The sequence below is a fragment of the Micropruina sp. genome, assembly GCF_047607385.1.
Classification (GTDB): domain Bacteria; phylum Actinomycetota; class Actinomycetes; order Propionibacteriales; family Propionibacteriaceae; genus Micropruina.
In genome coordinates, this window is the sequence record NZ_JASGDE010000208.1 from 21,146 (window position 1) to 39,923 (window position 18,778).

At 70.2% G+C, this 18,778-nt stretch carries 18 protein-coding genes; 9 read left to right on the forward strand and 9 right to left on the reverse strand.

Translation table 11 applies throughout. From position 1 onward, the window contains the following. Window positions 1-64 precede the first annotated feature (64 nt). Both QM582_RS17735 and QM582_RS17740 read left to right on the forward strand, forming a co-directional pair. Window positions 65-2,920 carry an FAD-binding and (Fe-S)-binding domain-containing protein gene (locus QM582_RS17735; protein ID WP_415086633.1) on the forward strand — a complete coding sequence of 952 codons (2,856 nt, stop codon included), beginning with the start codon at window positions 65-67 and terminating at the stop codon, window positions 2,918-2,920. Next, window positions 2,917-3,396, forward strand: a complete 480-nt coding sequence (locus QM582_RS17740) for a YbaK/EbsC family protein (RefSeq protein WP_415086635.1) — start codon at window positions 2,917-2,919, stop codon at window positions 3,394-3,396. The genes QM582_RS17735 and QM582_RS17740 overlap by 4 nt, the downstream gene beginning before the upstream one ends. Here the strand turns inward: QM582_RS17740 and QM582_RS17745 are convergent. From QM582_RS17745 to QM582_RS17760, 4 genes are read right to left on the reverse strand one after another with little or no spacing between them, the layout of a single operon-like run. Next, window positions 3,386-4,804 (reverse strand): sensor histidine kinase, encoded by a 1,419-nt coding sequence (locus tag QM582_RS17745; RefSeq protein WP_415086637.1) that lies wholly within the window; start codon window positions 4,802-4,804, stop codon window positions 3,386-3,388. The two genes, QM582_RS17740 and QM582_RS17745, sit on opposite strands and share 11 nt — an antisense overlap. After that, window positions 4,801-5,523 (reverse strand): response regulator transcription factor, encoded by a 723-nt coding sequence (locus QM582_RS17750; RefSeq protein ID WP_415086638.1) that lies wholly within the window; start codon window positions 5,521-5,523, stop codon window positions 4,801-4,803. The genes QM582_RS17745 and QM582_RS17750 overlap by 4 nt, the downstream gene beginning before the upstream one ends. Then, window positions 5,520-6,209 carry a M15 family metallopeptidase gene (locus QM582_RS17755; RefSeq protein WP_415086639.1) on the reverse strand — a complete coding sequence of 230 codons (690 nt, stop codon included), beginning with the start codon at window positions 6,207-6,209 and terminating at the stop codon, window positions 5,520-5,522. Before QM582_RS17755 ends, QM582_RS17750 begins: the two co-directional genes overlap by 4 nt. A 58-nt stretch (window positions 6,210-6,267) precedes the next feature. Continuing rightward, window positions 6,268-6,780, reverse strand: coding sequence for a hypothetical protein (locus tag QM582_RS17760; protein ID WP_415086640.1), 513 nt, complete (start codon window positions 6,778-6,780; stop codon window positions 6,268-6,270). A 77-nt stretch (window positions 6,781-6,857) separates the two neighbouring features. Here QM582_RS17760 and QM582_RS17765 point away from each other — a divergent pair, with 77 nt between their 5' ends. The 3 genes from QM582_RS17765 to QM582_RS17775 all read left to right on the forward strand — a co-directional run bounded on the left by QM582_RS17765 (window position 6,858) and on the right by QM582_RS17775 (window position 9,256). Further along, a complete protein-coding gene (locus QM582_RS17765) occupies window positions 6,858-7,457 on the forward strand; it encodes a TetR/AcrR family transcriptional regulator (RefSeq protein ID WP_415086642.1) in 600 nt (199 codons plus the stop codon). 471 nt (window positions 7,458-7,928) lie between these two features. Next, window positions 7,929-8,771: a DUF222 domain-containing protein gene (locus QM582_RS17770; protein ID WP_415086644.1), complete on the forward strand. Its 843-nt coding sequence runs from the start codon at window positions 7,929-7,931 to the stop codon at window positions 8,769-8,771. Then, the gene (locus QM582_RS17775) at window positions 8,720-9,256 is read left to right on the forward strand and encodes a DUF222 domain-containing protein (protein ID WP_415086646.1); all 537 of its coding nucleotides are present in this window, start codon (window positions 8,720-8,722) and stop codon (window positions 9,254-9,256) included. The genes QM582_RS17770 and QM582_RS17775 overlap by 52 nt, the downstream gene beginning before the upstream one ends. A 241-nt stretch (window positions 9,257-9,497) precedes the next feature. Here the strand turns inward: QM582_RS17775 and QM582_RS17780 are convergent, their stop codons facing one another. The 3 genes from QM582_RS17780 to QM582_RS17790 are packed head-to-tail and all read right to left on the reverse strand — an operon-like array spanning window position 9,498 to window position 11,180. Then, window positions 9,498-9,986, reverse strand: a complete 489-nt coding sequence (locus tag QM582_RS17780) for a GNAT family N-acetyltransferase (protein ID WP_415086648.1) — start codon at window positions 9,984-9,986, stop codon at window positions 9,498-9,500. Between the two features lie 6 nt (window positions 9,987-9,992). Beyond that, window positions 9,993-10,367 (reverse strand): VOC family protein, encoded by a 375-nt coding sequence (locus QM582_RS17785; protein ID WP_415086650.1) that lies wholly within the window; start codon window positions 10,365-10,367, stop codon window positions 9,993-9,995. A 12-nt stretch (window positions 10,368-10,379) separates the two neighbouring features. Next, window positions 10,380-11,180 (reverse strand): methyltransferase domain-containing protein, encoded by an 801-nt coding sequence (locus tag QM582_RS17790; protein WP_415086652.1) that lies wholly within the window; start codon window positions 11,178-11,180, stop codon window positions 10,380-10,382. Between the two features lie 107 nt (window positions 11,181-11,287). Between QM582_RS17790 and helR the strand changes: the two genes are divergently transcribed. After that, window positions 11,288-13,435 carry an RNA polymerase recycling motor ATPase HelR gene (helR, locus tag QM582_RS17795; RefSeq protein WP_415086653.1) on the forward strand — a complete coding sequence of 716 codons (2,148 nt, stop codon included), beginning with the start codon at window positions 11,288-11,290 and terminating at the stop codon, window positions 13,433-13,435. 78 nt (window positions 13,436-13,513) lie between these two features. Continuing rightward, the gene (locus tag QM582_RS17800; RefSeq protein WP_415086654.1) at window positions 13,514-14,086 is read left to right on the forward strand and encodes a cysteine hydrolase family protein; all 573 of its coding nucleotides are present in this window, start codon (window positions 13,514-13,516) and stop codon (window positions 14,084-14,086) included. Here QM582_RS17800 and QM582_RS17805 read toward each other — a convergent pair. Continuing rightward, window positions 14,044-14,682, reverse strand: a complete 639-nt coding sequence (locus QM582_RS17805) for a hypothetical protein (protein WP_415086656.1) — start codon at window positions 14,680-14,682, stop codon at window positions 14,044-14,046. The genes QM582_RS17800 and QM582_RS17805 overlap by 43 nt on opposite strands. A 110-nt stretch (window positions 14,683-14,792) precedes the next feature. Between QM582_RS17805 and QM582_RS17810 the strand changes: the two genes are divergently transcribed. Continuing rightward, the gene (locus tag QM582_RS17810; protein WP_415086658.1) at window positions 14,793-16,319 is read left to right on the forward strand and encodes a sensor histidine kinase; all 1,527 of its coding nucleotides are present in this window, start codon (window positions 14,793-14,795) and stop codon (window positions 16,317-16,319) included. After that, on the forward strand, window positions 16,316-16,972 hold the full coding sequence (locus tag QM582_RS17815; protein ID WP_415086660.1) for a response regulator: 657 nt from the start codon (window positions 16,316-16,318) through the stop codon (window positions 16,970-16,972). Before QM582_RS17810 ends, QM582_RS17815 begins: the two co-directional genes overlap by 4 nt. A 30-nt stretch (window positions 16,973-17,002) precedes the next feature. Here QM582_RS17815 and QM582_RS17820 read toward each other — a convergent pair whose 3' ends face one another. After that, window positions 17,003-18,754 (reverse strand): ATP-binding protein, encoded by a 1,752-nt coding sequence (locus tag QM582_RS17820; RefSeq protein WP_415086662.1) that lies wholly within the window; start codon window positions 18,752-18,754, stop codon window positions 17,003-17,005. Window positions 18,755-18,778: the final 24 nt, after the last annotated feature.

Genomic DNA, 18,778 nt, shown 5'->3' on the forward strand with positions numbered 1-18,778 from the left:
CGCTTGACACCTGACCATCGGCCGTCTTACGTTTCTATGGTCAGACCATTGCAAAGGAGCAACCATGGTCGACACCGCCTTCGTGCAAGAGTTGCGCCGGGCCATCGGGGACGATGCGGTCACCGACCGCGCCATCGACCTCTCCCGCTTCGCCCACGACGCCTCGCACTACCTGCTCCGCCCGCAGGCGGTGGTGCTGGCCGCCGGCACCACCGACGTGGCCCGCGCGGTCGCGGTGGCCCGGGCGCACCGGGTCGGCGTCACCTTCCGCTCCGGCGGCACCTCGCTGTCCGGACAGGGTGGCGGCGACGGCGTCCTGATCGACACCCGGCGCGGTTTCCGCTCGGTCGAGGTGCTGGACGACGGCGCCCGGGTGCGCTGCCAGCCCGGGGCGACCGTCCGCGCGGTGAACGCCCGGCTGGCGCCCTACGGCCGCATCCTCGGCCCCGACCCGGCCAGCGAGATCGCCTGCACCATCGGCGGCGTGGTCGCCGACAACTCCTCCGGAATGGCCTGCGGCACCACCCAGAACACCTACCGGACGCTGGCCGGGCTGGAGATCGTGCTGCTCAGCGGCACCGTCGTCGACACCGCCGCCCCGGACGCCGACGCGCAGCTGCGCGCCGTCGAACCCGAGTTGTGGCAGGGGCTGGCCCGGCTCCGCGACCGGGTCCGCGGCAACCCCGACTCGGTGCGCCGGATCGCCCACCAGTTCTCGATGAAGAACACCATGGGCTACGGGCTGAACTCGTTCCTCGACTTCGACGACCCGGTGCAGATCCTGGCCCACCTGATGGTCGGCTCCGAGGGCACCCTCGGCTTCATCGCCTCGGCCACCTTCCACACCGTCCCGCTGCTGCCGAAGGCGTCCACCGCGCTGCTGGTCTTCGACACCATCGCGCAGGCCACCGACGCCCTGCCCGACCTGGTCGGGGCCGGTGCCCGCACCGCCGAACTGATGGACGCCGCCTCGCTGCGGGTGGCGCAGGCGCTGCCCAACCCGCTGGAGGCGCTGCGCGAGCTCAAGGTGCGGCAGCACACCGCGCTACTGGTCGAGGCCCAGGGCGCCGACGCCGACGAACTGGCCGGACGGGTCGCCGACCTGAGCGCCGTGGTGGCCCGGCTGGACGGCCTGACCGCACTGAGGCGTCCGGCGGCGTTCTCCGCCGACCCGCAGATCCGGGCCCGCTCGTGGCAGGTGCGCAAGGGCCTGTACACCGCGGTCGCCGGCGCCCGGCGCCCCGGTTCGACGGCCCTGCTGGAGGACATCGTGGTGCCCATGCCGGCCCTCACCGCGACCGTCGCCGGGCTCGGCGAACTGTGCGCCGGCTACGGGTATCGCGACGCGGTGATCTTCGGGCACGCCAAGGACGCCAACCTGCACTTCATGATCGACCCCGACCTGCGCGACCCCGCGCAGGTGACGACGCTGGCCGCGTTCACCGAGGAACTGGTCGACCTGGTGCTCGGCGTGGACGGCTCGCTCAAGGCCGAACATGGCACCGGACGCGCCATGGCGCCGTTCGTCGAGCGCCAGTACGGCAGCGAGCTGTACGGCGTGATGCGTGCGTTGAAGCAGCTGCTCGACCCCGATCAGGTGCTCAACCCGGGGGTGATCATCAGCACCGACCCGCAGGCCCATCTGAGCGACCTGAAGCGTCCGGAACTGGTCGATCCGCTGGTCGACCGCTGCGTGGAGTGCGGCTACTGCGAGCCCAGCTGCCCCAGCAAGGACGTCACCACAACCCCCCGGCAACGGATCGCCCTGCTGCGCGACGTCGCCGCCGGGGTTCCCGGGGTCGAACCCGACTACTCCTACGCGGCGGTGCAGACCTGCGCGGCCGACTCGTTGTGCCTGTTGGCCTGCCCGGTCAGCATCGACACCGGGGTGTTCATGAAGCAGCACCGCCGCGACGCCCAGCCGAAGGCGGCGCAGCGCATCGGCGTCGGCCTGGCCGAGCACTGGAAGCCGACGCTGACCACGCTGCGGGCCGCCCTGGCGGTCGCCGACACGCTTCCCGGCAGCGTGCTGGGCGCGGTCACCGACACCGTCCGCCGGGTGCTGCCCACCGACCTGGTGCCGCGGGCCGGCGACGACCTGCCCGGTCCCGGCGAGGCGCGGGCGAAGCTGCCGGGCGGGTCCGAGCCGGCCGAGGTGGTGTTCTTCGCGTCCTGCATGGGGGAGTTGTTCGAGCCGTCCGATGCCGGCGCGCCCGGTCCGGCCCGCGCCTTCCTGGCGCTGTGCGAACGGGCCGGCCTCGGCGTCCGGCTGCCCGAGGAGCTGCCGTCGCTGTGCTGCGGGACGGTGTGGCGCTCGAAAGGGCTGGTGGACGGGGCGGCTGCGATGGCCGTCCGGACCGCGACGTCCCTGCTCCGCGCCAGCGAGGACGGACGCCTGCCGGTGGTCTGCGAGGCCAGTTCCTGCAGCCACGGCCTGCACGAGCTGGCCCACGATCTGGAGCTGGGCGGCGAGACGGCCCTGGCCGAGCAGGTGGCCCGGCTCACGGTGATCGACTCCACCCGGTTCGTCAACGAACGGCTGCTGCCTGCGCTGAGCGTGCCGCGCCGGCTCGGACGGGTGGTGCTGCACCCGACCTGCTCCGACCGGCACGCCGGCGACGTGGAGCAGCTGCGTTCGGTGGCCGCCGCCTGCGCCGACGAGGTGGTGATCCCGTTCGACGCCGGGTGCTGCGCGTTCGCCGGCGATCGCGGCCTGCTGCACCCGGAACTGACCGCGTCCGCCACCGCCCGCGAGGCGGCCGAGGTGCGGGCCGGGCGCTTCGACGACCACCTCTCCTCCAACCGCACCTGTGAGCTCGGCATGACCCGCGCCACCGGACGCCGGTACCGGCACGCCATCGAGCTGCTGGAAGAACTCACCCGGGCCGAGCCCGGATCGTCGGGCAGGATGGGGTCATGACCTCCGTTCTGCCCGATGGCGCGCAACGCGTCTCCGCCCGACTTGCCGAACTCGGCCACCCGCACGCCCCGATGCTGCTGGCCGACTCGGCCCGCACCGCCCAGGACGCCGCCGACGCGCTCGGCGTGGAGCTCGGCCAGATCGTGAAGAGCATCATCTTCCGGCGCCGCTCCGACGACGCCGCGGTGCTGGTGATGACCTCCGGCGACCGCCGGGTGGACGAGTCGAAGGTGGCGGCGAAGGTCGGCGAACTGGCCCGCGCGGACGCCGCCTTCGTCAAGGCCGTCACCGGCTTCTCGATCGGCGGTGTCTCGCCGGTCGCGCACGCCAACCCCAGCGTCGAACTGATCGACACCGAGCTGTTCCGCTTCGACGTGATCTGGGCCGCCGCCGGCCATCCGCACGCGGTGTTCCGGCTCACCCCGGACGACCTGGTCCGGCTCACCGGCGCCCCGGTGGCCGACGTCACCGCTTGACCGGCTCCGGCAGTGCCGCGGCGACGGGAAGCTCGACGGCCGCGGTGAACCGGTCCTGATCGACGGTGACGGTGAGCCGTCCGCCCATCAGGCCGGTCAGCCGGTCGGCGATGAACAAGCCCAGTCCGCTGCCCTCGCTGCTCCGGGACGCGTCCCCGCGGACGAACTGGGCGGTCAACTCCCCAGGTCGCACGGTGAGCGGTTCGACGGTGCGGTTCGCGATCCGCAGCCGTAGCCAGTGCGGCGAACGGTCCAGTTCGGCATGCACGCAACTGCCCGGCGCGGCGTACTTGGCGGCATTGCCGACCAGGTTCTCCAGCACCCGGCACAGGTGCTCGCCGTCCGCCCAGACGAGCTCGCCGGACGGCGGGGGACCGATCCAGGTCAGCCGGCGTCCGGTCAGGGCGTCGTCGAAGTCACCGGCCACCTGACTCAGGATCTCGGTGATGCCGATCGGCTGCAGCCGCACCGGCAGGTTGCCGGCGCTGGCCCGGGAGGCGTCCAGCAGGTCGTTGATCAGGCCCTTGAGCCGGTCCGCCTTGCGGGTCAGCACCCCGGTGTACTCGGTCAGCCGCGGCTCGGGCAGGTCGAGTTTGGCGATCAGGTCGACGTAGCTGACGATCGAGGTGAGCGGGGTGCGCAGGTCGTGGGTGAGGTTGGTGATCAGCTCGGCCCGGAACCGCTCCTCCCGCAGCCGGGCCTCCACGGCCGCCTCCTTGGCGGCGGTGATCGACAGGATGCTGCGGCACAGCACCGCCACCGTGACCAGGGTGAGCCCGGCCAGGCCGACCTTGGTGCCCCACTCCGAGAACAGCCACCAGGACAGCCGCAGGTCGTAGTAGGGGTCGGCGCGGATCGCGGACTGGATCGCGGACTGGGCGCCGGCGACCAGCACCAGGGTCGCGATCACCACCACGGCCAGCACGAAGATGCCGGCGAACTGCCTCAGCGGCAGGGTGCGGAACACCTTCGGCCAGAAGATCGTCTGCGCCAGCGTGCCGGCCCGCAGCCGGATCACCGCGGTCGCCCACAGGTACCAGCCGGACGCCGCCAGCACCGCCAGGCACGCCAGATGCCAGACCCAACGGTCCCGGCCGCTCTCGAAGAAGCCGGCGACCAGGGCCCAGATCGCCAGCACGCCGACCAGGGCGAAGAACCAGTCCAGCCGGTGCATCCGGCGCTGGGCCATCCGCGGAGCGTCGAACAGGCAGATCGCGGTGGCCAGCGCCGTCCCGGCCACGAACAGCGCGATGCCGGCGGTGGCGTCCGGGAGGACACGGGTGAACCCGAAGCGGCGTCCGTAGTAGTTGAACGGCTGCACCCCTTGGTACAGCACCGTGATCAGGCCCACCGACGCCGCGGCGAAGCCGGCGACGGCGATCCAGGACAAGCCGATGGTGCGTCTCATGGCAGCGCCACCACCTTGTAGCCCAGGCCGTGCACGACCCGCAGGTAGCGCGGCCGGCCGGGATCGGCCTCGATCTTCTCGCGGATGTGCCGGACGTGGACCGCCACCGTCCGGCCCGGGTCGTAGGCGGGTTCCCGCCACACCGCCTCGTAGATCTGAGCCGAGGAGAACACCCGGTCCTGGTGGGCGATCAGGTGCCGCAGGATGCCGAACTCCAATGCGGTCAGCGTCACCGGGGCGCCGTTCACCCGAACCGTCTTGCGGTCGTCGTCCAGTTCCAGGCCGCCGGTGCGCCAGGCCCGGCCGGCGTCGTCGGCGACCAGGCCGCCCAGCCGGGTGTAGCGGCGCAACGCGGACCGGATCCGGGCGAACAGTTCGGCCGGCGAGAACGGCTTCACGATGTAGTCGTCGGCGCCGGCGTGCAGGCCGAGGATCCGGTCGGACTCCTCGCCCTTGGCCGACAGGAAGATGATCGGCACGTTCGACTCGCGGCGGATCCGGTCGGCGGCGCCGATGCCGTCCAGCCCGGGCATCATCACGTCCAGCAGCACCAGATGGACGGTGTGGGAGCGCACGGTTTCGACGGCTTCGGCACCGTCGAACGCCGACAGCACGTCGTAGCCCTCGCCGCTCAGGTAGATCCGCAACGCGCGGACGATGTCGGCGTCGTCGTCACAGACCAGGATGGTGTGCCCGGTCGTGCGAACCTCGTCGTTCATGGCTGCATCACATACTCCTCCAGCACCAGACCCCGATCGTGACACGTCCGGGCCACCGCGCGGCCGACATAGCGGTAGTGCCACGGTTCGTAGGAGATTCCGGTCAGCTTCTCCTTGCCCGGCGGGTAGCGCAGCACGAACCCGTACCGCCAGGCGTTGTCGGCCAGCCAGCGACCGGCGCGGCTGTCGCCGAACTCGCCGTCGCCGACCCGGAGATCGGCCAGGTCGACCGCCAGGCCGGTCTGATGTTCGCTGTGGCCCGGACGCTGCACGTACGACTTGTCCTCGGCCTGCTGCCACAACCTGCGCTGCTCGGCGGGGGTGCGGTAGCCGCTGGCGACGTACAGCCTGGTCAGGCCGGCCTTCTTGGCTGCTGCGACGAGGTTGCGCAACGGTTCGGCGACCTCGGACGCCACCGTCACCCCGGACCCCGAGACGGCAACGGTGCCGGCCAGTTTGACCAGCTTCGGCGGCTGATAGTCGTCCGGCAGCGGATGGTCGGCGTTGACCAGCAGCACGGTGCGAAGGCCGTTCTTGTTGTTCTTGTCCTGACCGCTGGCCTCGCCCGCGGGTGCCCACAACCCCGCCAGCCAGGTCATCGCCAGCGCAGTCACGGCGAGGATGGTCAGGCAGGCCAGTGCCCGTACCTGCCGCACCCGGCGTGCGGCGCGAACTCCGATCGTCATGGCGCCGATCGTTTCGGCCCCGGGTTAAGCCCGAGGCCGGAGTGTTCTTAAGGTTTGGCTAAGCGCCTCGGCAGCGGCGGGCCACGGCGGCGAGCATGTCGATCCGGATCAGCCCACTGAACGGCTCGATCAGCCGCCAGTAACGGGCGAACTTCCGGTGCGCAGCCTGGTCGGTCGCCTCACACAGGGTCGTGGTGGTGAGCACCGTCCGGCCGTCGGCGAGCGGCTGCAGCACGAACTCCATGCCGAACTTCAGCCAGCCCGGCTCTCCGAACGCGCGCAGTTCCTCCAGTCCGGCGGGGTCAGGAGCCAACGTCGGAACCGGTCGCCACGGCTGACCGATCCGGACGCCGACCCAGCGCACCTCGGGCTCCACCTGGACGGCGACCACCGGTCCCTCGCGCAACACCGAGCGGCGTCCGGCGCGGGGGGCGGCCAAGCCACGGACGACCAGCAGCGGTGCGGTCAGTCGCAGATCGCCCCAGCGCAAGGCCAGCAGGGCATCCCAGACCCGGGCCGGCGAAGCGTCGATCACCCGGTCGTGCCGTTCGCGGAAGGGTGCGCCGGGCAACCCGTCAGCCAGCGTCTCGAGTTTTAGAGGATGCGTTCTAGATTTCATGCTCACAAATGTGCCCTACCATCGGTGCCGTGGCAAGACCCGCGAAGTTCAGCGACGACGACGTCCTCGACGCAGCCCGTGCCGCGGTGGCCTCGCACGGCAAGGCGGCGTCGATCGCGCAGATCGCGGCGGCCCTCGGTGCGCCGGTCGGATCGATCTACCACCGGTTCCCGTCCCGGGAACACCTGATGGCCAGGCTCTGGCTGCGCTCGATCGAGGAGTTCCACGTCGGCCTGCTGGCGGCGTCCGAAGCGGAGGATGCCCGCGACGCCCTGCTGCAATCGGCGCTACACGTCTCCCGGTTCTGCCGAAAGAAGCCTGCGACCGCGCTGGCGCTGACCCTCTACCGGCAGCCGGAACTGCTGGCTGCGGCGCCGTCCGGACTGGCCGACCGCGTCCGCCAGATCAACGACGCTGCTGATGCCGCTCTGGCGGCGTGCCTGCGCCGCGGCTGGGGCCGACTGACCCCGCGCCGCTCCCGGCTGGGCATGATCGCGTCGCGGCAACTGCCGTACGGCCTGGTCCGGCCGTACGTCGGAGGCGCCGTCCCGGACTGGCTGGACGAGGTGATCGAAGCCGCGGTGCTGGGGGTGATCGGCCTACTGGACGCCGAAGCCAGCAGCCGGTGAAGCTATTTCGTTCGCCGTCGGTGGTCGAGCTTGTCGAGACCCCCGTTGGGACGAGGGGGACGGTTCTTTTCGGTCCACTCTCCCCGCCAGTCGAGCTAGTGGCACGAGTGGCACGAGGGGACGGTTCCTTTCCGGTCCACTCCGTCGCTGAAGCAGCCCGATACCATCTGCTCCCAGGTGAGTAGCGCCTTCGCGTGTCACTGCCGCTTTGCAAAGCGCCAGTCGCTCCCGTACCCGTTGGTCGGAGTACTGCAGGAACAAATGAGGCGACGGGTTCCGTCCTTTATCGCCAGAGCCTGTCATCCCGGCGAATGCCGGGATCTTCCACCAGCGCACCTGAACGGCTCGGCCTGCTGAGGTGTTGTCCCAGTGTTGTCCGAAACCAGCGAAGGTGTTGTCCGTTGAAAAACGGCATCGTCAGGGTCGCTGCTGGCGCGGAAACTGTCAGTGGCGGCGTTTAGCGTTGTTGTCATGAACCACACGGCAGGCGCGGTCACGGCAGCAGAGTTCGCCACTGCTGTGACTGGCCTGCTCGACCACATTGACCTGGACGATGTGGTGTTGTTGCCGGATCGGAAGCAACTCGATCTGGTGACGGAGCTGCTGCAGGTCCAGTCCCGGATCGCGGGTGTGATCCACACCGTGTTGGGTGCTGTTGATCGGTCCGAGGCTGCGATGACCGCCTACGGCGTACCCACGGTCAGTTGGTTGGCGGGTGAGCTTCGCTACACCCGCAAGCAAGCCTCCGCCATGCTGCACCAAGCCAAGGATCTGCACCGGTTCGGCCAGATCGGTGAGGCGCTCATCGAGGGCCGATTGAATGACCGGCAAGCTGCCGCCGTGACGCAGGTGTTGCGGAAGCTGCCCACCGACCTTGGTGTCCAGGCTGAAGCCGAGGCGCAGGCGACGATGGTGGGGTTCTGTGACGCGTTCGACAGCCAGGACCTCGCCGGCCTCTCCCGGCACCTCCTCGAAGTGGTGGCACCCGAGGTTGCGGAAGAAGCCGAAGCCGAACGCATCGCCCGCGACCTACGCGACGCCCGACGGGATCGACATCTCACCTTCACCGACAACGGTCACGGTTCCACCCTGATCAAAGGCTCTCTACCCACAGCAGATGCAGCACTACTCCAGGCGCAGATTGATGCCATCGCGCAGCACCTGCACCGGACAGCGTTGGAGTTGCGGGATCCGGGGTGGAGCAGCCGAGCTGGCCACAACGCCAAGCTGACGCCCTGGTCGAGCTCGCCTGTCGCGCCGCTGTGCAGCAGGTCGCACCCAAACACGGTGGCGACCGCCCCCATGTCGTGGTGACGATCGACTACGACGATCTGCTCAACGACTGCGCACACGCGGGCTTGGTGGACGGCACCGGCCTTACGCCCGGCCAGTTGCGGCAGTTCGCCTGCGACGCCGGCATCCTCCCCATCATCCTGGGCGGGGCATCCGAGCCGCTGGATGTCGGACGCCAAGAACGCCTCGTCACCCCAGCCATTCGGCATGCCCTGCACATCCGTGACCGGGGCTGCGTCTTCCCCGGCTGCGACCGACCAGCAGCCGACTGTGATGCCCACCACATCATCCCCTGGGTCGATGAAGGGCTGACAGCATTCCACAATCTCTGCTTGTTGTGCAAACATCACCACAATCTGCTCGAACCCGACAAGAAACGGGCTTCAGAGTTGCAATGGGAGATCAGAATCGCCGACGACGGTATCCCCGAGATCATCCCGCCACGCTTCGTCGATAAACACCGACGACCGCGACGGCACCAACGATTCCGAGAACCCGCCGGATAGCGGCGCCGCGGTCACCGGCGCAAGCTAGCCTCTGCTAACCCTCGTCATCCCGGGATCGCCCCGGGATCTCGGTGGACGGTCGGGCGCAGGGAGATTCCGGCATTCGCCGGGATGGCAAAAGGGTACCGGGATCGAGGCTAGGGGTGCCCGGATGACGAAGAGTGCCGGAAATGACGAAGAGTTTGTCATCCCGAGCGTGGGGAGATCCCGGCATTCGCCGGGATGACGAAGGGTACCGGGATCAGTCCAGGGATTGCGGCGTTGGTCGCGATGCCGGGTGCAATGACTTGATCATCACCAGGGTTGGGCCCGCCCAATCCAATCCGTCGAACTCGTGCATCGGCGCGAATCCGACCGCGCGGTAGAAGGCACGCGTCGCGGCGTAGCCGGCATGCTCGAACGACGGGCCGACCGTGTGTACCTCGAGGAAGTCGCAGCCGTCGGCGTGCAGGTGATCCTCAATCGTCGTGACGAGCGCGCGGCCGACACCGGTTGCGCGCAGCGGCGCACTCACCGCGATCAGGGCCAACTCGGCGGACTCCGGAAAATGCCGCTCGATGAGCGCTACACCGGCGACCTCGCCGTCGTCGACGGCCAGGAACGACTCCAGGATCTCCGCCTTTGCCACGTAGCCGAGGAGCGCCTCCTCGATGCCGAACCAGTCGGGCAGGGTCCGGAGCACTCGCTCGACTGCCAGCGGGTCGCGGCGGCGTTCGACAGTGACGGGCACGCGTGTTCAGCCGTCGACCCACAGGCAGAACGGGTGTCCGGCGGGATCGATGCAGACCCTGACGTTGGCCTGCGGCTGATAGCGGGCCATCCGGGCTCCGCATTGCCGGGCGTGCTGCAGTCCGGATTGCAGATCGTCCACCTCGATCTCCAGGTGGACCTGCATCTGCTGATCGCCCGGCGCACCGGGCCAGGTCGGCCGGACGTGATTCTTCTCCAGTTGGCAGGCGATGCCCACACCGCCGTCCGGGTTCCGCACCCCAACCCAGGTCGGGTCGTCGGTCGGCCCCAGGGTCCAGCCGAGCAGCCGCGCGTAGAACCGCGCCAGCGACACCGGGTCGGACGCGCCCAGCGTGACGGTGCTCAGCCGGATTCCCTGCATGGGCACAACCTCTCACACCTCGATCAGCAATTCACCGTGCAGCACACTGATCCAGCCGTCGTCATGGGACGCCCAATCGCGCCAGGCGTCGGCGATCACGGCCAACTCGTCCGCGCTCGCCAGCCCGGAGGTCACCAGTTGCGTCGCGATCGCCGAATCGACGATGCGGTCCGCCCAGCCCTCGCCCCACGCCGCCCGCGATTCCGGGTCGGCGTAGCACCAGGTGCTGGAGGCCGCGGTGACCCGCCGGCAGCCGGCGGCGTGTGCCCAGCTGAGCAGGTGGCGTCCGGCGTCCGGTTCACCACCGTTCGCCCTGGCCGCGGCGCTGTAGAGCTCCCGCCAGCGGTCCAGGCCGGGGCTGGCCGGGAACCAGGTGAAGCCGCCGTAGTCCCCGTCCCGGACGGCGACAACGCCGCCCGGACGGCAGACCCGCACCATCTCCCGCAACGCCCGCACCGGATCGGCCAGATGCTGCAGCACCTGATGGGCGTGCACGACGTCGAACGAGTCGTCCGGCAGATCGAGGGCGTGGACGTCGCCGACCAGGCACTCCACCTCCGGCCCGCCGGCGGCAACGACACCGTCCCGGGTCAGCGCCGCGATCTCCTCCGAGGTCTCCAGTGCGACGACGCGTCCGGGAGCGACCAGCCGGGCCAGGTCGGCGGTGATGGTGCCCGGCCCACTGCCGACATCGAGCAGCGACAGACCGGGACGAAGGCGTCCGATCAGGTAGGCCGCCGAATTGGCGGCGGTGCGGGTGCGATGGGAACGCAGCACGCTCTCGGCGTGTCCGTGGGTGTAGCCCGGTGCCATGAGCGGCGACGCTACACCCGGCGATTTCTGACGACCCTGCAATTCCAAGCTATAACCCATACCGGGGCTTGCCGCAAGACCCCCACCCCGGAGCAGAATCGTCGGCCATGTCCCCTGTGCGCAGTGCCTTCAACCTTCCCGAACGCCTCGCCGCCAAGGCCGACCCGCGGCTGATCGGCGCCGACGAGCGACACCTGACCGCGATCGCCGACTGCGTCGCCGACCAGCTCACCGAGCTCGCCGGACGCCTGGACGAGCTGCGCCGCTCCCGCGGGGTCCGCGGCCGCCAGGCGCTCGACCGCGACCTGGAGATCCACCGGCTGAGCGGCCGGCAGCGGCTGCTCACCCGGTTCACCCAGGACGCCTGCCTGGGCCGGATGGTGCCCGCCGACGGCGGCGAGCCGACCTACATCGGACGCGTCGGGCTGACCGACCGCTCCGGACGCCAGCTGCTGATCGACTGGCGCACCCCGGCCGCCGAACCGTTCTTCGCCGCCACCCACGCCCACCCGCTCGGACTGGCCAGCCGGCGCCGCTACCGCTGGACCGACCGCCGGGTCACCGACTACTGGGACGAGGTGTTCAGCACCGACGGCCTGCAATCCCACGCCGCCCTGGACGCCGAATCGGCCTTCCTGGCCAGCCTCGGCGAATCCCGGACGACTCGGATGCGCGACGTGCTCGGCACCCTGGCCGCCGACCAGGACGCCATCATCCGGGCCGGCTCGTCCGGTGCCCTGGTGGTCGACGGCGGTCCCGGCACCGGCAAGACGGTGGTGGCGCTGCACCGGGCCGCCTACCTCGCCTACGCCGATCCCCGGTTGAACGGACGCCGCGGCGGGCTGCTCTTCGTCGGCCCGCACGAGGCCTACCTCGCCTACGTCGCCGACGTGCTGCCTGGCCTGGGGGAGGAGGGCGTCCGGACCTGCACGCTGCGCGACCTGCTGCCCGAGGGTGCGGACGCCGTCGACGAACCCGATCCGGAGGCGGCCCGGCTGAAGTCGTCGGCACGCATGGTCGAGGCGGTCGAGCCGGCGGTCGCCCTCTACGAGGAACCACCCACCACGACCCTGGTGGTCGAGACGCCGTGGGCGGACGTCCGGCTGCGGCCGGCCGACTGGGTCGAGGCCTTCGAGTCGGTGGACACCGGCGCGCCGCACAACGAGGCCCACGACCAGGTCTGGGAGACGGTGCTGGAGATCCTGATCGACAACTTCCCCGATCCGGAGGTGCCCGCCGAGACCCTGCGCGCCGCCCTGGAACGGAACGCGGACCTGCGCCGCGCCGTCCGGCGGGCCTGGCCGCTGCTGGAGCCGACCGACCTGGTCGCCGACCTGTGGTCGGTGCCCGCCTACCTGCGCCGCTGCGCGCCCTGGCTGAGCCCGGACGAGGCCCGAGCCCTGAAACGCCCCGAGGGATCGCCGTGGACCGTCGCCGACCTGCCCCTGCTGGACGCCATGCGGCACCGGCTCGGCGACCCGGAGGCGTCCGACCGGAACCGGCGCCGGAGGGCCGCGGAGGCCGCCGACCGGGCCTACATGGACGACGTGGTCGAGGACATCCTGGCCGCCGACGACGATCCCGAGTCGGGCCTCAAGCTGCTCAACCGGGACAGCATCCGCGACGCCCTGGTACAGGCCGATGCGCTGCCGTCCGCGCACCTCGACTCGCTGGCCGGCCCGTTCGCGCACGTCATCGTGGACGAGGCCCAGGAGCTGACCGACGCCGAATGGCAGCTGCTGCTGCGCCGCTGCCCGTCCCGCAGCTTCACCGTGGTCGGCGACCGGGCGCAGGCCCGGCACGGCTTCACCGAGTCGTGGGCTGAGCGGCTACGACGCGTCGGCTTCGACGACGTCACCGTCGCCACCCTGACCATCAACTACCGGACGCCGGCCGAGGTGATGGCGGCGGCCGAACCGGTGATCACCGCCGCGCTCCCGGACGTCGTGGTGCCGACCTCGATCCGCAGCGCCGGGGTCCCGGTGCGGCATGCGGCGGCCTCCGAACGGGACGCGATCCTGCGCGCCTGGCTGGACGACCACGACAAGGGCATCGCCTGCGTCATCGGCGACCCGGAATTCGCCGGCACCGAACGGGTCATGTCGCTGAGTCCGCAGAACGCGAAAGGGCTGGAATTCGACCTGGTGCTGCTGTTCGACGACGATTCGGAATCGGGCATCACGGCTGCCGTCGACCGCTACGTGGCGATGACCCGAGCCACCCAGGAACTGGTGCTGCTCCGGAATCACCCCTAGCCAGTGCCGGAAGCGTGTGGTTCAATGGACAATCCCTGGCCGCACGAAGCAGTGCGCACACCCACCACAGGAGACCGCATGAACACCCCCTCTACAGGCTTCCGTGCCCTCGATCATTGGCTGGTCGTGATCGACCCGCAGAACATCTTCGCCGCACCCGATTCCGACTGGGCGTCGCCCTTCTTCGACGACGCGGTCGCCAATATCCGGCGGCTGGCACCGGCTTTCGGCGACCGGGTGCTGATCACCCGCTGGCTGCCCACCGCCGACCGGGACACCTCATGGGGCGAGTACTTCGCCGACTGGCCGTTCGCGGACCGTCCGCCGACCGACCCGATCTTCGACCTGGTGCCCGCCGTCCAGGACCTGACTACGCGTCCGACCCTCGACCGGCCGACCTTCGGCAAGTGGGGTCCGGAGATGGAAGCCATCGTCGGCCATGCCCCGCGCGTCGTGCTGACCGGCGTCTCGACCGACTGCTGCGTGCTCTCCACGGCCCTGGCCGCCGCGGACGCCGGCGCCTACGCGGTGATCGCCGCGGACGCCTGCGCCGGCTCGACCGCAGAGAACAACGCGGCCGCACTGCAGGTGATGGGCCTCTATCCGCCTCAGCTGACGATCTCGGACACGGCGTCCATTCTGGGCAGTTGACGAGTGGTCGCGCCGACCCCGAGCAGCGACATGCCGACGCCCTGGACGAGTTCGATGTAGCCGGGGTGCTCCCAGGGCGATCCGACCGTGCCCAACAGCACCACCAGTCCGATGGCCGGGAGGATTCCCAGCAGGATGCGGCCGCCGATGCCCAGCGGGTTGCTGCGCAGCAGCGCGAACCCGAGCAGGCAAGAGCCGAGCAGCATCACCGCGAACATGACGGTGCCGACGAGTTCCCAGCCGGCGGCCAGGCCCTGGGATTCGCCCGGGCTCGGGCGTCGCCACGTTTCGACGCCGAGCATGGCCAAACCCATGAAGCCGAACGCCGCCAGCAAGATCGGGCGAAGCGCCCGGGCGAACCGGTTCGCCGCCCGGAACGCGTCGGCCTCCCGCCACAGCACCACGACGATGCCGAGGTAGGCCAGGCCGTGCACGATCGTGCTGACCGTGATCGCGACGGCATTGCCGGAGGTGCCGGAGGCCGCCGAATACTGGCCGGTCAGGGCGTGGGTGACGGCGTCGTTGAGGGCGATCGCGGCCAGACCGAGGTTGGCGGCCAGGGCCGCCCAATGCCAGGGGCGCAGTGCAGGTTTCATGGGTTCAGCGTGCGGCGGCAATGCGTGGGCACGCGTCGCCCGGGCGGCAGTCTCCCGGGTCATCAATTCGGACGACGACGCCGACGGGGGCGGCTCCGTATCCTGATCGCATGTCGTGGTCTCGTCCGCTGTCCGCGACCCTCGTCGTCGGGGCCGCGCTGGGTGGTGCCGCGCTCGGCAGCCGGACCGGCGGGACCGCCGAGATCTTCTTCCTCACCGCGATGGGCGCCGTGCTGGGTGCGGCGGCCGTGACCGCCGGACGCTCCGTCACCCGGGCCGCGGCGGCACGGACGGTGATCCGGGCCACCGGGCAGGCGACGGCCGAGGAGTTCGTGGAGCGGCTGATCGCGTCCGAACGCGAGCGGCTCGGCGCGGACGTCGAGCGTGAGTTGCGCGTGCGACTGACCGAGATCGTCGCCCTGGCGAGCAATTCCGGAGCCGACCTCGGCGCCGCGGCCGTGCAGGTGCACACGGCGACCCGGGCCGCCACCACCGAACTTCGCCGGCAACTCGGGCTGCTCCGGCAGGCCGAGTCCGCGGCGGACGAGCCGAATCCCGAACCCGTGCCGACGCGCTCGCGAACCGACCTGCTGCTCGGTATCGGGGCGACCCTGCTGGCACTGGCCGAGACCCTGGCCTATCCCGTGCTGGGCGGTGAAGCGCCCAGCCCGGGGAGGATCCTGGCGACGCTGGTGATCGCGCCGACGGTGCTTCTCCGGCGCGTGTCGACCGGTGCCGCGGCGGTGCTGTTCGGTGGGCTGTGGCTCGGCGGTGCGCTGCTGGCCGCACCGCCCTACGGCGGCCTCTGGATGCTGCTCAGCGTCGGGCCGATCGCCTTCACGCTCGGGCGTCGTGGTGGGTGGGCCGGCTTCGCTTGCTGGGCGTTCCTGGTCGGTGCAGTCGCGGGCGGCATGCTGCTGGCCGACCCCGAGAACCTGCCGCTGAACACCGCTGCACCGGTGCTGGCCGGGCTGATCGGACTTGCCGCGAGGCACGCCGATCGGGTCGCCGCACATGCCCGGAGCGCGGAGCTGTCCCGGCGCGACGAGGTGCAGGAACCGCTGCAGCAGGGTTTCGCCGCCACCCGTGACCAACTGGCCCGTGACGTCCACGACACCGTGTCCCACGCGATCGGGGTGATCGCCGTCCATGCCGGAGCGGCCGAACTCGCCTGGCCCGAGCGTCCCGAACTGGCGCGGCATTCCCTGGACGTGATCGTCACCACCGCGCGGGCCGCGTTGGCCGAGCTGCCCCAGGCCGGTGAACGAACCGTGGCGGAGTCGCCGGCCGAGCTGTTCGCCCGGTTCCGACAGGCGGGGCTCGCGGTGGTCGTGCAGTCCGACCCGGTGCCGGCCGAACATGACGCCCTGGTCTCCCGGATGATCCAGGAGTGCCTGACCAATGTGCTGCGCCATGCCGGAGCCACGCGGGCGGAGGTCAGCATCGGCGTCACCACGGACGAGGTGACCGTCTCGGTTCGCGACGACGGCACCGGTGCCGGGCCGGCGTCGGGTGGGTTCGGGCTGGTCGGCATCCGGGAACGGGTGGCGTTCGCCGGCGGATCGGTGAGCGCCGGCCCGGCAGCCGGCGGCGGCTTCCAGGTGCTGGCCCGCGTCCCGCTGGTGAGGCAGCCATGACCATCCGGGTACTGATCGCCGACGACAATGCGTTGCTCCGGGCCGGCCTGGCCACCGTGATCGCCAGCGATCCCGGGTTCGAGGTGGTCGGTGAGGCAGCCAGCGGACCCGAGGCGGTGGCTGCTGCCGCGAGGCACCGACCCGATCTGGTGCTGATGGACGTCGAGATGCCCGGTGGCAACGGCATCGCAGCGATCGCCGAGCTCGCCGTCCGGCAGTCGCAGGTGAAGTGCCTGGTGCTGACCATGTTCGACCTGGACGAGTACGTCGCCGACGCGCTCCGGGCAGGTGCGGCCGGGTTCCTACTCAAGACCACCGAACCGCGTGCCCTGCTGCAGGCACTGAAGGACTGCGCCGAGGGACGCACGGCGCTCAGCCCGGCGGTGCTCGACCGGCTGGTGGCGAGCTTCGTCAACCGGCCCGAGCCGGTCGGGCGTCCGGCCTGGCTGACCGAACTCACCCCGCGGGAACGCGAGGTGCTGTGCTCACTGGCCGGCGGCCGCTCCAACGCCGAGATCGCGCGCCACCTGCACCTGGCCGAGACGACGGTGAAGACCCACGTCGCCCGGGTCCTCGCCAAGCTCCAGGTGCGGGACCGCGTCCAAGCCGCCGTGCTGGCGCACCGCTTTTCGCTGGTGACCGACGACCAGTGAAGGCATGAGCGACGGACTTGCGCCGGCGCGTCAGGTTGGGCGACCAGGGTTGTTGTCGACCCGCTGGTAGGTCGTTCCTCGTACTCCCTGGGCGCCGAGCATGGTCACTTCGCCGGCGTCAATGAGTTGGGTCAGCGCGTATCGGACCTGGCCCTCGGTGAGGTTGGTCGATCCGATGAGCTGTTTGACGGATCGCGGCTCATCGAGGGCGCGCAGGATCGCCGCTCGGTGGCGGGTATTGGTTGGCCGAGTCCGCTGGTCAACGGGTAGCGATGGTTGACGTTCCGGGGCCGGCTCGACGTGAGCGGAACGCTCTCGCGGCGAGGCTTGTGCGGACGCGATGGCGTATTGGGTGCCACCTCGCTTGCCACGCGCCTGGACGAGGCCGGTGTCGACCAGCCTCTGCAGCATGCGTCGGGCGGCCACCGAATCAAGTGGTGCGAACTCGCGGCGCACTTGGGTGTTGTTCCAGGTAGCGCCGTGTCGCATGGACACCAGTACGGAGCGTTCCTCGCTCGTCAGATCGAATCCGTCGGCAACGCGGGCCAACCATGCGAGGTCGTCCTCGCTCAGCAGGGTGTGCCGCGAGATGATCACGCTGAACTGAATCCCGGTATCGACAAAGCGTGGCGGCCTCAGACCGGCATCGCGGAGCGCCTGAATCGCCTCACGAATGCCGCCGCCCTCTCCTTCGATCACTCGGCTGCTGTCCGGAAGCCGAACGTACTTGCAGAGGTCGTAGAGGGTGGGATTGACGGCGCTCTTTGCTCCGGGCCGACCGAGTTGGCTCTCGGAAACGCCCCACAGGCCTCCCGGGCTCGTGATCACCAGCCGATCGTGAAGCAGCCGGATCTCTACCCGCTTGGAGTCTGTGATCGCATCCAGGTTCCGGTGAACGAGAGCATTCGCGACGACTTCGCGAACGGCGCGCATAGGGAGTTCTGCCCGGTCGACGCCGTGACCGCGTTCGTCGTAGCCCATCGCTGTTCGGGTGTTCCGCAGCACCCAACTCATGGCGTCATCGAGAAGATCGGGGATGGGTCCGACCAGGTGAACAAGGTCACGAGTCCGAGGTCCGTCAGCGTCTCTGGGCAACTGGACGGCGGCAGTGACGCCGAGGCTCGGAGTGGCAGCCTGAGGGGCAACTCCCATGGCGTATAGGCCGGCGAGGCTGAGTTCGCCCGTGCGGGAGGTGACGCCGGTGTAGGCGAGAATCTGGGCGTCCGTGGCGGCGGCGTAGCGCCGGGACGCGGTACGTGCCGCGGACAGGAATGAATCGAGCAGGACCGGATCGAGATCGCCCACCTGCGTTCCGGGAATCGCCTGGCGGTCGGGGCGGGTCGGACGCATCGCCTGCGTCTTGAGCAACTCCAACTGGGCGATCTCCTGCTCGCTCATCCGATAGTCGCCGTCGGATTGCCGCAGGTAGGCATGTCCGCCATGGCGTGCCGGCCGCTGATGGAGGGGCAGTCCTTCTACCTGTGCGACCAACACCGGGCGGCCGCTCACCTGGAAGGTCTCGAATGAGCAGCGGGTGGGCGGGGTAACGGCGGTTCTGGCTTGTGCGGCAACCGCCGCCTCGAGGCCGGCGACATCGGTGAGGCCTACCGGACTGAACCCCGTCGACTCGTCCAGGCCGAGGATGATGGTGCCACCCTCGGGCATATTGGCGAAGGCGCAGAGTGTCTCGCCGAGGGCCGGATGTCCGCCGATCGCCGACTTGACCTCGATGTCGGTGGCGTCCCCTTGGCGATCTCGCAGGTCGTCGATGACCTCGGCCAAATGTGCACTCGTCCACTCCACATA

Excerpts from the sequence above, each read along its gene's own strand:
- QM582_RS17735 (WP_415086633.1), top strand. The coding sequence starts at position 65 with ATGGTCGACACCGCCTTCGTGCAAGAGTTGCGCCGGGCCATCGGGGAC.
- QM582_RS17740 (WP_415086635.1), top strand. The coding sequence starts at position 2,917 with ATGACCTCCGTTCTGCCCGATGGCGCGCAACGCGTCTCCGCCCGACTT.
- QM582_RS17745 (WP_415086637.1), bottom strand. The coding sequence starts at position 4,804 with ATGAGACGCACCATCGGCTTGTCCTGGATCGCCGTCGCCGGCTTCGCC.
- QM582_RS17750 (WP_415086638.1), bottom strand. The coding sequence starts at position 5,523 with ATGAACGACGAGGTTCGCACGACCGGGCACACCATCCTGGTCTGTGAC.
- QM582_RS17755 (WP_415086639.1), bottom strand. The coding sequence starts at position 6,209 with ATGACGATCGGAGTTCGCGCCGCACGCCGGGTGCGGCAGGTACGGGCA.
- QM582_RS17770 (WP_415086644.1), top strand. The coding sequence starts at position 7,929 with ATGAACCACACGGCAGGCGCGGTCACGGCAGCAGAGTTCGCCACTGCT.
- QM582_RS17785 (WP_415086650.1), bottom strand. The coding sequence starts at position 10,367 with ATGCAGGGAATCCGGCTGAGCACCGTCACGCTGGGCGCGTCCGACCCG.
- QM582_RS17790 (WP_415086652.1), bottom strand. The coding sequence starts at position 11,180 with ATGGCACCGGGCTACACCCACGGACACGCCGAGAGCGTGCTGCGTTCC.
- helR (WP_415086653.1), top strand. The coding sequence starts at position 11,288 with ATGTCCCCTGTGCGCAGTGCCTTCAACCTTCCCGAACGCCTCGCCGCC.
- QM582_RS17800 (WP_415086654.1), top strand. The coding sequence starts at position 13,514 with ATGAACACCCCCTCTACAGGCTTCCGTGCCCTCGATCATTGGCTGGTC.
- QM582_RS17805 (WP_415086656.1), bottom strand. The coding sequence starts at position 14,682 with ATGAAACCTGCACTGCGCCCCTGGCATTGGGCGGCCCTGGCCGCCAAC.
- QM582_RS17810 (WP_415086658.1), top strand. The coding sequence starts at position 14,793 with ATGTCGTGGTCTCGTCCGCTGTCCGCGACCCTCGTCGTCGGGGCCGCG.
- QM582_RS17815 (WP_415086660.1), top strand. The coding sequence starts at position 16,316 with ATGACCATCCGGGTACTGATCGCCGACGACAATGCGTTGCTCCGGGCC.